Origin of the sequence: Pseudomonas putida (assembly GCF_001941965.1) — a bacterium.
GTDB classification, from domain to species: Bacteria; Pseudomonadota; Gammaproteobacteria; order Pseudomonadales; family Pseudomonadaceae; genus Aquipseudomonas; species Aquipseudomonas putida_L.
On the sequence record NZ_MKZO01000006.1, the window covers coordinates 61,106 to 74,169 of the forward strand.

General features: G+C 62.0%; 9 protein-coding genes. 7 read left to right on the forward strand and 2 right to left on the reverse strand.

Going from position 1 to position 13,064, the window contains the following annotated elements; all coding sequences use genetic code 11:
• Positions 1-105 precede the first annotated feature (105 nt).
• The 7 genes from PSEMO_RS03325 (at position 106) to PSEMO_RS03355 (ending at position 7,550) form a co-directional block, all read left to right on the forward strand.
• Positions 106-2,100 carry a hybrid sensor histidine kinase/response regulator gene (locus PSEMO_RS03325; protein WP_075801740.1) on the forward strand — a complete coding sequence of 665 codons (1,995 nt, stop codon included), beginning with the start codon at positions 106-108 and terminating at the stop codon, positions 2,098-2,100.
• A 224-nt stretch (positions 2,101-2,324) separates the two neighbouring features.
• Positions 2,325-3,350 (forward strand): phosphate ABC transporter substrate-binding protein PstS, encoded by a 1,026-nt coding sequence (gene pstS / locus PSEMO_RS03330; protein WP_075801741.1) that lies wholly within the window; start codon positions 2,325-2,327, stop codon positions 3,348-3,350.
• A 72-nt stretch (positions 3,351-3,422) separates the two neighbouring features.
• Positions 3,423-4,388: a phosphate ABC transporter permease subunit PstC gene (gene pstC / locus PSEMO_RS03335; RefSeq protein ID WP_075801742.1), complete on the forward strand. Its 966-nt coding sequence runs from the start codon at positions 3,423-3,425 to the stop codon at positions 4,386-4,388.
• Entirely contained in the window at positions 4,388-5,281 is an 894-nt protein-coding gene (gene pstA, locus PSEMO_RS03340) for a phosphate ABC transporter permease PstA (protein ID WP_075801743.1), read from the forward strand. Before pstC ends, pstA begins: the two co-directional genes overlap by 1 nt.
• 75 nt (positions 5,282-5,356) lie before the next feature.
• Positions 5,357-6,118, forward strand: coding sequence for a phosphate ABC transporter ATP-binding protein PstB (gene pstB, locus PSEMO_RS03345; RefSeq protein ID WP_218641232.1), 762 nt, complete (start codon positions 5,357-5,359; stop codon positions 6,116-6,118).
• A 98-nt stretch (positions 6,119-6,216) separates the two neighbouring features.
• Entirely contained in the window at positions 6,217-6,915 is a 699-nt protein-coding gene (locus PSEMO_RS03350) for a hypothetical protein (protein ID WP_075801745.1), read from the forward strand.
• Positions 6,916-6,929: 14 nt separating this feature from the next.
• Positions 6,930-7,550 (forward strand): hypothetical protein, encoded by a 621-nt coding sequence (locus tag PSEMO_RS03355; RefSeq protein ID WP_372239096.1) that lies wholly within the window; start codon positions 6,930-6,932, stop codon positions 7,548-7,550.
• 128 nt (positions 7,551-7,678) lie between these two features.
• On the opposite strand, the gene PSEMO_RS03360 is transcribed toward PSEMO_RS03355, so the two are convergent.
• Together PSEMO_RS03360 and PSEMO_RS03365 are read right to left on the reverse strand one after the other, a co-directional pair.
• A complete protein-coding gene (locus PSEMO_RS03360; RefSeq protein ID WP_075801747.1) occupies positions 7,679-11,191 on the reverse strand; it encodes a hypothetical protein in 3,513 nt (1,170 codons plus the stop codon).
• 6 nt (positions 11,192-11,197) lie between these two features.
• A complete protein-coding gene (locus PSEMO_RS03365; protein ID WP_144443529.1) occupies positions 11,198-12,826 on the reverse strand; it encodes a hypothetical protein in 1,629 nt (542 codons plus the stop codon).
• Positions 12,827-13,064: the final 238 nt, after the last annotated feature.

Below are 13,064 nucleotides of genomic sequence, written 5' to 3' on the forward strand. Positions count from 1 at the left end.
TCGACGACAGGGAATTTATTCCGCCCCCGCACTGTCTTCCCCTGCGTCAAGGCGATCGGCTATCGTCGCCGGGCACCGTTCCCGTTCGCCGCCGCGAGGCCCGTCATGCAATCTCCATCCTCCGATACCGGCGACGCCCTCGAGCGTCTGCAACTGGCCCTGGATTCCGGGGCCATCAGTGGCACCTGGGTCTGGGACATCCCCAACAACAGCGTCACCGCCGACCAACCCTTTTCCAGGGCTTTCGGCCTGCCCCTGGACCGCTGCCGCGCCGGCATGCCGATCGAGGAAGCCTTCACCTCGATCCATCCTGGCGACCTCGATCGCGTCGCCGCCGAAATCCAGCAGACCATGCAGCGCGGCGGGGCCTTTCGCTGCGAGTACCGGGTCCGGCAGCAAGACGGCTGCTACCGCTGGATCGAAGCCAGCGGCCATTGCGAACTGGACGCCGAAGGGCAGCCCGTGCGCTTCCCGGGCGTACTCATCGATATCGAGTCGCGCCGCGCGGCGGAGGCCGAGCGCGATCGGGTGTCGGCGCTGCAGCGGATCTTCGCCGGGGCGGTCCCCGGCGTGGTCTACGCCAAGGACCTGGACGGGCGGATGCTGGTGGCCAACCACGGCACCACCGAGCTGATCGGCAAGCCGCCCGCCTTTTATATCGGCAAGACCGACCTGGAATTCCTCGAGGACAAGGAGCAGGCACGCCAGGTGATGGCCACCGACCAGCGCATCATGCACGGCGGCAAGGCCGAGCAGATCGAGGAGCAGGTCGACATGGCAGACGGCACCGCGGCCATCTGGCTGTCGGTGAAGGCTCCCTTGCTGGATGACACGGGGGCGGTCATGGGCTTGATCGGCTCTTCCATCGACGTCACGGCCAAGAAAGCCGCCGAAGAGGCGCTGCTCAATCTCAACCGCACCCTGGAAACCCGGATCGGCGAGGCCCTCGCCGAAAACGAGGCCGCGCAGGCCGCACTGCGTCAGGCGCAGAAGATGGAGGCGGTTGGCCAGCTCACCGGCGGTATCGCCCATGACTTCAACAACCTGCTGGCCGGCATCACCGGCAGCCTGGACCTCATCAAACTGCGCCTGGCGCAGGGCCGCTCGGCGGATCTCGAGCGCTATGTGGCGGTGGCCTACGGTGCGGCGCAAAGGGCCGCCGCGTTGACCCACCGCTTGCTGGCGTTCTCTCGCCAGCAAACCTTGCTGCCGGTACCCACCGATATCAATTCGCTGGTCAGCGGCATGGAAGAGCTGATCCAGCGCACGGTCGGGCCGACCATCGATGTCTCGGTGCAACTGGAGTCGCTGCGTTCGACCTGCGTGGTCGATCCGGCCCAGGTGGAAAACGCCCTGTTGAACCTGTGCATCAATGCCCGCGATGCCTTGCGTGGTGGCGGCGAGCTGCGCATCAGGACCTTCGACCAGCCAGGCGGCCAGCACGAACTGCCGCCCGGCGACTACCTGACCATCGCGGTGGAGGACGATGGCTGCGGCATGAGCCCCGAGGTGCTGGCCAAGGCCTTCGAGCCGTTCTTTACCACCAAGGCGGTCGGTGCCGGTTCGGGCCTGGGCTTGCCGATGATCTACGGTTTTGCCCGGCAGTCCGGCGGCCAGGTGCGGATCGAATCCGAGGAGGGCAGGGGTACCCAGGTATTCCTGTCGCTGCCGGCACGGCCCCAGTTGCTTGCGCCGCCAGCGCGCGAACAGACCGTGGAGGACGTCGCCAGGGTCGCCAGTGGCGCCACGGTGCTGGTGGTCGAGGATGAGGCCTCGGTGCGGGCCTTCGTCAGCGAGACGCTCACCGGGCATGGCTATTCGGTGATCGAGGCGGCGGACAGCAAGGCCGGGCTGCGCCTGTTGCGCTCGGACATTCCCATTGATGCGCTGGTCACCGATATCGGCTTGCCCGGTGGCATGGACGGGCATCGGATGGTGCTGGAAAGCCGCGCGGCGCGGCCTGGCTTGCCGGTGCTGTTCATGACCGGCTACGCGCGACCGGAAGTGCTGGACAACTCGCCGCTGGAAGCGCCGGTACTGACCAAGCCGTTTGCCCTGGAGGCGCTGCTTCGGAGTGTCGATGCGCTGTTGAAACGCTGAGAGCGACGCGGACCTTGTGGGAGCTGGCTTGCCAGCGATTGCGATGGTGAAGCCACTGCTGCAATCGCTGGCAAGCCAGCTCCCACAAGGTCCACGCCAATCCAGCTTTCTCGTGTATAAAGCGCTGATAGCCGTCTGATATCAACGTATCGCCACCGAACATTCACATTACTGTCATAAAGTTTCGGCAAAGTGCCTCGGCCATCACATGGAGCACTTTCTGAATGAAACGCCTGATGAAGTCCGCTGCACTCGCCGTTTCGGTATCCCTTTTCGCTTCTTCGGCCTTTGCCGAAAGCGTGCGCCTGACCGGTTCCGGCGCCAGTTTCCCTGCGCCGATCTACCTGACCTGGTTCAAGGATTTCAGCAAGAACACCGCGGGTGTGACTGTTGACTACCAATCGAAAGGCAGTGGTGCAGGTGTTCAGGACTTTCTGAACAAGACCGTCGACTTCGCCGCCAGTGACTCGGCGATGAAAGACGAAGAAATCGCCAAGGTCGCCGAAGGCGTCCAGCTGCTGCCGATGACTGCCGGTGAAATCGTCCTGGCCTACAACCTGCCGGGCAACCCGAAAGGCCTGAAGCTGCCACGTGACGTCTACTCCGACATCTTCCTGGGCAAGATCACCCAGTGGAACGATCCTAAGATCGCCGCTGCCAACCCTGATCTGAAGCTGCCGGCTACCCCGATCACCGTCGTTGTGCGCGCTGACTCCAGCGGTACCACCGCCGTGTTCACCAAGCACCTGTCGGCCATCAACCCTGCCTTCAAGGAAGCACTGGGCGAGGGCAACACCGTCAACTGGCCTGCGACCGACAAGTTCATCAAGTCGCCGAAGAACGACGGCATCACCGCCACCGTTCGCCAGACTCCAGGCGCTATCGGCTACATCGAATACGGCTTCGCCAAGCTGGCCAAGGTCGACTTCGCCGTTCTGCAGAACAAGGCCGGCCAGTACGTCGTCCCTAACGCCGAAAGCGGTGCCGAAGCGCTGGCCGCTGTGAAGATGCCGGAAAACCTGGTGGCCTGGCTGCCTGATCCGGACGGCGCCAAGTCCTACCCGATCACTTCCTATACCTGGATGATCTTCCGCAAGGACAACGGCAACCCGGCCAAGGCCAAGGCCATGCGCGACATGATCGAGTACAGCCTGACCGAAGGTCAGAAGATCGCTGACTCGATGGGCTACATCCCGCTGCCTCCATCGGTTGTCGAGCAGGTACGCAAAGCGTCCGCCAACATCCAGTAAGACTGCCAGCGCGCTCTCGGAGTGGCTTGATCGCCACGCCGGGAGCGTTTGCCCCTGTCCCGGAACTAATCGATGAACACCCCATTTGACATACCGGAAAACCCCGACTCTGCATGCCGGCCACCTTCGGCGAAGGATTTCCTGGTCGACCGCATCTTCCGTGCCCTGGCACGCATCGGTGTTGCGCTGATCCTGGCGCTGGTCTTCGCCCTGATTTTCGAAGTAGGACGCAAAGCGCTTCCTGGTATGGAAAAACACGGCTTCGACGTGCTGTTCGGCACCGTCTGGGACGTCAACCAAGGCAAATACGGAATTCTGCCAGCCATTTGGGGCACGCTTTACAGCGCCTTTATCGCACTGCTGATCGCCGGTTTCTTTGGCGTGAGCATGGCGATCTTCCTGACCCAGGATTTCCTCCCGGCGAAACTCGCCGCCGTCTTCCGCACCATCGTCGAACTGCTCGCCGCGATCCCCAGCGTGGTCTACGGCCTGTGGGGCATCTACGTGGTGATCCCGGCCATCCGTCCGCTGACCGCCTGGCTGAACAGCGAACTGGGCTGGATCCCGTTCTTCGGCACCTCCCTGAGCGGCCCCGGCCTGCTGCCGGCTGCACTGGTACTGGCGATCATGATCCTGCCGACCGTTGCCGCCGTGTCCCAGGACGCCCTGACCAGCGTGCCGATGAAAACCAAGCAGGCCGCCTACGGCCTGGGTACCACCCACTGGGAAGCGATCCTCAAGGTGATGGTGCCGTCCGCGGCCACCGGCATCTTCGGCTCGCTGGTCCTCGGCCTCGGCCGTGCCCTCGGTGAAACCATGGCTTTGGCCATGCTGGTGGGCAACGCCAACACCATCACCGTGTCGCTGTTCGCCCCGGCCAACACCCTGGCGGCCTTGCTCGCCCTGAACTTCCCGGAAGCCGGCCCGACCGAGGTCGAAGTGCTGATGTACGCGGCACTGGTGCTGATGTTCATCACCTTGCTGGTGAACGTGCTCGGATCGCTGCTCATGCTCTACGCCCAGCGGGGGAATAAATAATGACCGACCTGTCCCAACCAGCCACCGCCCTGCCGAGCCTGCAGCGCCGCTTCGAAGGCCGCGCCCTGCGCAGCATCATCCTGACCAGCCTGGCCTGGTTCACCGCGATCGTCGCCAGCGTGCCGTTGCTCTCGGTGCTGTACATGCTCATCACCAAGGGTGGCGCACGCCTGAACCTGGAAGTGTTCACCGAGCTGCCACCGACCGGTTTCGAGATGGGCGGCGGCTTCGGTAACGCCATGGCCGGTACCTTCGTCATGGTCGGCATCGCTGCCGCCATCGCGGTACCGGTCGGCATCCTAGCCGCGGTGTTCCTCGCCGAACTGGGCCCCGACAGCAAGCTGGCCAACGCCTCGCGCTTCGCCGCGAAGATGCTCACCGGCCTGCCGTCGATCCTCGCGGGTGTATTCGCCTACGCCCTGGTGGTCATGACCACCGGTACTTACTCGGCGCCCGCGGGTGGCGTAGCGTTGGCAGTCCTGATGTTGCCGATCGTCGTACTGACGGCCGAGGAAGCCATGAAAATGGTCCCCAAGATCATGAAGGACGCCGCCTACGGCATGGGGTGCACCCGTGCCCAGGTGATCATGAAGATCGTCCTGCCGACCGGCCTGCCGGCGATCCTCACCGGCGTCATGCTGGCCGTGGCCCGCGCCGCCGGCGAAACCGCGCCGCTGCTGTTCACCGCGCTGTTCAGCAACTACTGGATCTACCACGACGGCAGCCTGGCGGTGATGAACCCCACGGCGTCGCTGGCGGTACTGATCTACAACTTCTCCGGCATGCCGTTCGACAACCAGCTGGAGCTCGCATGGGCGGCCTCGCTGGTCCTGGTAATGATCGTGCTGCTGGTCAATATCGTTAGCCGTATCTTCGGCAAGCCCAAGTATTAAGAAAGGGAGCATCTGAACTTGAACGTATCTACTGCGCAACAGGCCGCTCCCGTGGCCAGCCAGGCTCCAGTGGTAATGGACTGCAAGCTGGACAAGATCTTCTACGGCAACTTCATGGCCGTGCGTGACAGCCATGTGCCGATCGAGAAGAACAAGATCACCGGTTTCATCGGTCCGTCCGGTTGCGGCAAGAGTACCGTGCTGCGCAGCCTGAACCGCATGAACGACCTGGTGAAGGGCTTCCGCTTCGAAGGCCACGTGCACTTTCTCGGCCAGGATGTCTACGGCAAGGGCGTCGACCCGGTCGTGGTGCGCCGCTACATCGGCATGGTGTTCCAGCAGCCGAACCCGTTCTCCATGAGCATCTTCGACAACGTCGCCTTCGGCCTGCGCCTGAACCGCTACAAGGGCGATATCGGCGACCGCGTCAAGCACGCCCTGCAAGGCGCGGCGCTGTGGGATGAGGTCAAGGACAAGCTCAAGGTCAGCGGCCTGTCGCTATCCGGTGGCCAGCAGCAGCGTCTGTGCATCGCCCGTGCCATCGCCACCGAGCCGGAAGTCCTGCTGCTCGACGAGCCGTGCTCGGCACTCGACCCGATCGCTACCCGTCGCGTCGAAGAGTTGATGGTCGAACTGAAGAAGGACTACACCATCGCCCTGGTGACCCACAACATGCAGCAGGCGATCCGTGTTGCCGATACCACCGCGTTCTTCTCGGTGGACATCTCGCAAGGCACGCGTACCGGCTACCTGGTGGAAATGGGCCCGACCACGCAGATCTTCCAGAACCCGCGTGAACAACTGACGGATGACTACATCAGCGGCAAGTTCAGCTGAGTCACGCCGTACTTCACAGGCGACCCGCCGCCGGAGACCGAAAGGTCTGCCGGCGGCGGGTCGCTTTATCGTCTGTCCAGCCTTTAGCGGAATAGTCCATGGGTGCGACGCATCGTCTCAATCTGTCAGCGGTAGAACAGGCCCTGCGCGAGGTGCAACAGCACTTCGCCGAGCTCAGCCGGCACTTTCTCGAACCGCGTGATCCGTTCACCGACGAGGTTCTGCAAAATGTGCTTGAAGGCTATGCGCTGATTGACGACTATGTCGCCCGTGGTGTGGACCTGTTCGACCTGCGGCAACTGGACCTGATGCTGGAGATCAACGCCACCGTGCTGTGTGGGAGCGATCCTGTACGCCGGAGTGAATTTGCCCAGCACCTCGAGGCGACCGAGGAGCACTTCTTCAATAACGTCGAAGGCGGCATCAAGGATCTCTACAACTGGTATTGCACCTACCGCAGCGATTCGGTGTGGAAGCGGGCGGCCGGGGTCTACGTCCGGATCCTCAGCAAGCCGCAGCTGTTCATCGAAGGCAACAACCGCACGGGCTCGCTGATCGTCAGCTACCTGTTGATGCGCGCAGGGTTGCCGCCCTTCGTGCTGTCGCTGGACAATGCCGAGGGCTACTTCAACCCGTCCTCGGTGATACGCAATTCTGCCAAGCATGGCGTCAAGGCACTGTATGAACTGCCCAAGATCAAGAAAAAGTACGCGGCTTTTCTTGAAGCTAAAGCACCGGATCCCAGGAAATTCTTTCTGAGCGCTCCCCGCATGCCGATTTATCAGGAGAATCAATGATGGCCAGGTACCGAATGCTCGAGCGAACGCAGGCCAGCGGGAAAAGGGCATGGCAGGCCATCGGGCATGCCATGAACCGGCCGCGCATCCGTATCTCGTTCGACATCGACGACACGCTCGCCTGCCTGCCGCATCACAGCCCTGCCGAAGACAGCAAGCTCCCCGACTTCATCCACCGCTGGCTCGGCGAGCCCCTGCGCAGCGGCACCCGCGCCCTGATCCGCGACCTGCGTCGCCAGGGTTGCAGCATCTGGATCTACACCTCTTCCGGGCGTACCCCTTCCTATATCCGTCGTTGGCTGATGCTGTATGGCATCCGCGTCGATGGCGTGGTCAACAGCGACCGGCACAACCATGCGCTGACCGAGCATGCGTTCGAGAAGATGCCGTCGAAGTTCCCGCCGGCGTTCGATATCGACCTGCATGTCGATGACTCCGATGGTGTGCGGATCGAAGGCGATGACCATGGTTTCCGCGTGGTGGTGATCTGCCCGAAGGACAAGAGCTGGGCCAAGAAAGTGCTGGCAGCGGCGGGCGAAGTACAGGCGAAGCTGGCGCCGCAGCACAAGCCGGTGGTGGCTGTTCGTCGTCCGGAAACCGTTACTTCGTGGCGCGGGCTGGATCGGGCTAACTGAAGGGCCTGAAATCGAAGCATTTCTGTCAGGCTCCATCTTGATGCGTCAGCTACCGGATGAAACCAATTCGACGGCCGACTGCCGCTCAGCGACGCCGAAGCGCTTCGCTGAGCGGCAAGACCGACAATCTACTCCGTCGGCATCTTCTTGAACTCGATCACCTGTTGGGTCACGTAGCTTGCTGCGAACCAGGTGACCATACCGAGCCCGGTGGCGTAGAGCAGCGCTTTTGTGACCGGGTCCACGACGATGATGCACGCCTGCATGCAGACACCGGAGGCCATGTAGGCGATGCGGTTGGCCAGTTTCCAGGGGTTGCTCTCGTCGTCGGCCCAATAGCTGAGCATCCAGAACAAGCCGCCTGCCGCGATCAAGACAGCCGCAGGCGCAGCCGCCACGGCCTGGGCCATGATGTTGTCGCTGGCGTTCAGCAGCCCCCGGCTCTCGCTGTTTAAGAACTCCAGCGTCAGTTGCGTCATTCCGGCAAGCCAGGACAGGCTCAGGAATATCTCGACCCAGGGTCCGGATTTGCGCCCGGTCGGAAAGAACGGAGTGGCAGCCTTTTGCAGCATCTGGCCGGCCCAGAGAATTTTCTGATACCAGTTTATCGCTGCCTTGGGCAAAACGCCCTTGGTCAGCAGGCTCGCCTTCATCAAGCTCGTTACCACGCCATATGCGTTGAGCGCGATGTCGCGAAAGAGATCGGTCCAGCGCTTGATTCTGGCAAACCTCGCCGTGACCTTCTCCTGCTTCAGTGTATCGGAGGCCATCAGCAACTCGATGGCCTCGTCACCCAATGCCAGCTTGCACGTGATGGTGGTGAGCACGGCAGCCGGCCACATCACTACATCGATGATGCGGAACGAGGTATCGATGGTCTTGCCACCGGTAAGCAGGGCGAAGGTCTTTTCCATGAACGGGAAGCGAATCTTGCTGAACAACAGAACGCGGAAGCTGTTGATCAGCCCCTGCAGCGCCGTCAGTAATCCGGTCACCACCTGTTTGAGCACGCGCACGGCGACGTCGGCGATGTTGAACATCAGGCTGAGCACCAGCTTCTCGATCTTTTCGAAGTCCAGGTCGGCGAGCTTGAAGCCCTCGGGGCCGAAGACGTCCTTCGTGTTGACGCCAAGATCCTTGAAGGCTGCCTTCAACTCGTCGAGGTGCTGGTTGATGTCTTGCTCGAGCTTTTGGTGCGAGTCCCCCAGATCGGGCGTTTCATACACCACGAATGCACTGGTGATGCCGTTGATCAGGTCGTTGACCCACGCGGCCGGACCGGTACGAGTGACTTCGTACTTGTTATGTTCTTCCTTGGAATGTTCGCGCACCAGACTGTGCTGCGGCTTGCCCGGTACAGGCTGCCCGGCGCAGTTGATGCCCAGCCGCTTGGCATGGGCACGGAGCCTTTCCTGAACCCCGTCGAAGCCTTTGCCGACGCTGCCCTTCATGCGTTCGGCCAGTTCCAGCATTTCCACGAACTGAGAGTCGACGTTGTCCAGCATGTACTGGCGGACCTTTCCGATGTCCTTCCAGTTGAACAGGAACTTAAGGTATTTCCACACCTCCTCTGCGGCGATCTTGACACTTTCCCACAGGTTCTTGAAGAAGGTGCCGATCGATTGCAGTGTGTCGAGCACGAAGCGCCTGATCTTGCCGGCGATCTCGCAGACGAACTCGATCGCATCGCCGACCTTGCGAATCACGAAGCTGAAGGCCGATTTCACTGCCGAGGTGGCCCTGGCCCATAGCCCTTCCAGAAGGTCCGACAGTGACTCGCCGAAACCACCAAGTTCCGCGTCGTCGCTGCCCTGGATGGCCAGTGCCTGCGCCGCAGTGGTACTGCTGAGCCTGCCCTTGCCGTCGCTGGCAACGCCCCAGGCGTATTGATCGCTCAGGTGGCTGCCCACCTGTGAGTCGAAACCGGCACCCAGCGGCACCAGCCTGGCAGGTCCGGCGGCGTCGCCTAGCAGCAGCGAAGCCTGCTTGAGCGCCGAGACCAGCGCCTCGAGGGTGCGCGAGCCTTCAGCGCTGCGGTACTCGTCGCCGAGCAGCGGCTTGTCGTCGGACCTGGCGGCCTGTAGTTCTGCGACCGAGAGATTGTCGAAACGGCTGTACAGTGTGGCCGCAGGATTCACTTCCAGGGTCTGGCAACAGGCATCGATGTCAATCCGATAAAGCGCCGGAGCGAACGACAGCGCCCGATTGAAGATGCGCAGGCTCCCTTGGGCATCGGTCTGCACTCGAATCGGAGTGTCCGGCCCAGTGGTCACGCTCCGGCCATTGACCACCAGAGTGGACAACACGGACGCGCGCAACGTGACCTCACTGAGCGGCAAGCCAAAACCGTTCTCGTCGGAGATGACGATATTGCTTGCGAAACAGGTGGTAGTGGCCGAGCCCTGCGGGTCGGCAACGCGGATTTCGCTTTCTTGCCAGATACCCTGCGCATCACGCCACAGGTAGCCGGCATGACCATCGCGGTACACCAGCAGTACCCCGGCGGTCAGGTGGTCATCACCCATTACGGGGGCCAGCTCTGCGATGTCGCTGCGTATCATCAACGACTGGTTCCACTGCTCTGCGGCGTTCTCCCGGCAGGTCATCAGCAGTTGCCCGTCCGCCTGCAGGGCCCAGACACTGGTGGCGCCTTCGGCGTTCTCGCAGACGCTGAGTTGACGAATGTTCCTGGCGCGCTCAGGGGCAATCACTTCTTCGAATTGTGGGTCTCGAACGAAGAACTCGTCCTTGCCCAGCAGATGCACACCGTGGCCGCCAACGTATAGGTCACTGCCGTCGGTGCTAGCTGCACCAAGGGACAGGACTCGTGCATCGGGCGGGCAGACGAACGGATGCACACCGGTAGGGGACATCCGGCTGCCTGGCATGCGTCGAGTGAACAGCGCCAGCGTATCGTGGCTGCGTTGTATGCCCAGGGCGAACAAGGTCGCATCGTCGCCCACCGAACCCAGGTCCAAGGCAAGGGTTTCCTTCAGTTCCGATGGCACCGTGAACACCAACGCCTGTTGCAGGGACGGGGCGCGGTCGTCGCGCACCAGCCAGACGTCCTGCTTGCCGCCCTCCATCGCGGACAGCACGATGGTCCAGCGCCGGTCGGGTTCGCGGTGCAGGCGGATGGCATCGATGGTCATGTCGCCACGGGTACCGTAGTCGGTCCAGGGCAGGGCGCTCCAGTCGGTCTGGCTGGCGTCGAGGTTGTAAGCCACCAACAGCCGGGAAACGGCTTTGCCGCTGGTGTTGTCCTTGAGCGCCACCGCCAATGTGATACGTTCCTGGCCGTCGATCTCGGCCCAGGCTGCACTGAACGCCATGACATTGCTTGCGACCGCGATGCTTTCCCAGCCTGCGGAAGCGTCCCCGGTGCGGCGTACCAGCGCCAGGCGCTGGCCCTTGCCCAGCGTCAGTACCATTGGCTCCACCGATGCATTGCGGCGATCGGGCAGGGCGATCATCCTGGCCTGGAAACGGCCAGCAGCCGTAGGGTCTGCCAGGTCGTCGCGGCCGAAGGTACGGGCGGGCTCGATGTACTCGAGCACATCGGTCCCGATGGTGAAGCTGGCCTTCGCTTCGCCGTGTTCATCCAGGGCATCGAGCTGGCTGATTTTGGGAGTCTTGTCCATGCGCGCTTACCGTCCTTGCTTGTTGGTGGTGCCCTTGCCCTGGGTAAAGCTCTGGCGTGGGATGGTGACGTCGACGTACATCACGTCGAGCATCAGGTCGTGGTGTTCGCTGAAGCGCACATTGCGGAAGGCGAAGACCTTCTCCCCTGGCGGAACGAAGGCCATGTTGTCGAGTGTCACCTGTACCTTGCCGAAGGACTCTTCCAAGCGCAGGGCGATCTGCTCGCTGAAGCGCGTGGTCACTTCCCTGGCGCGCCTCACATCATAGTCATTGGAGATCTGCAGTACGTATTTCCTGATGAAGTCGTCGGGTTCGCCGCTGGCGAACGGAGCATGCGCCTTGGCGTTAATGCGCAGTACCGGCTTGATCGAATACTCCAGGCCCTTGTTCTCGATATCGAAGGTCAGCGAGCCGTTCAGTTCGATGTCCGACGCCGCGCGAGCCTCGGACTCGAACAGGGTTACCTTGCGTTTGCGTTCCAGGTGGATCCTTGCCATACCCTTCACGGACCAGGCATTGCCAGGCTGCGGAATAATGCTCAGATCGAGCCACTCCAGCAGCGCGTAGTCGATGTCATCGTGTTTGAACCTGAACATTTTCTGGTTCGACAGCCGCAGCGAGCGGTCCGACAGACTCACGTCCAGGCCGTCGAGTAGGTCCAGCTCCGGCTTGTCGAGACGTTGTGCGATGGTTCGGGAGGCGTCGGATATCGCGATCAGGCGCCTGGCTTCTGCCTCGAAGGCCTTTTGCAACTCCTTGTGCATGTGCTGCTGGAACAGGCGGCCGCGCAGCACCATCAGGCCGGCCACGCTGCTGTTCACGCCGTTGCCGCTTTCGATCTCATACCACGGGCCCAACTTCCCGCGTGCGGCATCGAGCTCATCGCCCGCGAGCATAGGGCGACTGGTAGGGCCGGTGAACACGCCGAGGTAGTCCAGGGTGCGGGTGAGCGGGTTGCTTGGCCCCTGGCTGTGGTCGTCGGTGATCTTGAAGGCGTAGTCACACAGGGTGAAGGTTGACGGGCGCTCAGGTGCGGCGGGGTACACCACGCAGTTGAGAACCAGCTTGTCGTGCAGGGGTGAGACGTCGCTGCCCAGCCAGGTCTCCAGGCGGTCGAGCAAATTATCGCGCGATGCTTCGTCGGGCATACTGAAGCTGGTGACCTCAGGTGGCGCTTCCAGCGTGCATTGGCCTTTGGCCAGAGTCATCAGCAAGGCCTCGATCGAAAGGCCCCCGGCACCGACATCTTCCTCCCGTTCCCACTTTTCCACTTGGTCAGCGGCAGTGGAATCGAACTGGTACAACTGGGCGGTGCTCAGCGTGCGTCGGTCCAGATGCGCGAAGAAATGCACTTTCCAGTGCAGGAACCTGGCGACCTCCTTTCCACCCTGTGTGGCTGACTCGATCTTCAGGCTCATGCGCACACGGTTATTGGGAGCTCCTTGGGTATCGAGGGAAATGGTCGGGTATCCCAGTACCAGATCCAGGCCGTCCACACTGATTTTGTCGGGGCTGCCGGTCCTGATACGCTTCCACACCTTCCAGCCCGCCCGCAGTTGGTCGTTGATCGACGCCTCCGAGAGCGAAAGCGCCATGTCGAAATCCGTGAGCTTGTTCGTTGTTGCCAATGGCATTGGACCACCTCGTTCCTTTAGGTTTTGATCCAGCCACCGGCTACCATCGGGCTGGACAACAAATAATGTCTCATTGCCATCATTGAAGGCTAGTGGAATGTCTCGGCCATTTGCGTGACAGCAAGGACCGGTGTGCGAGGGGCGACTCGAGGGCAAAGAGCACCGAAAAGGGGACTGACCGAACAGCGTTCCATTGCGATGCGAGCGCGGGTTGAATCGATCGAAGAAGTCCCTATGT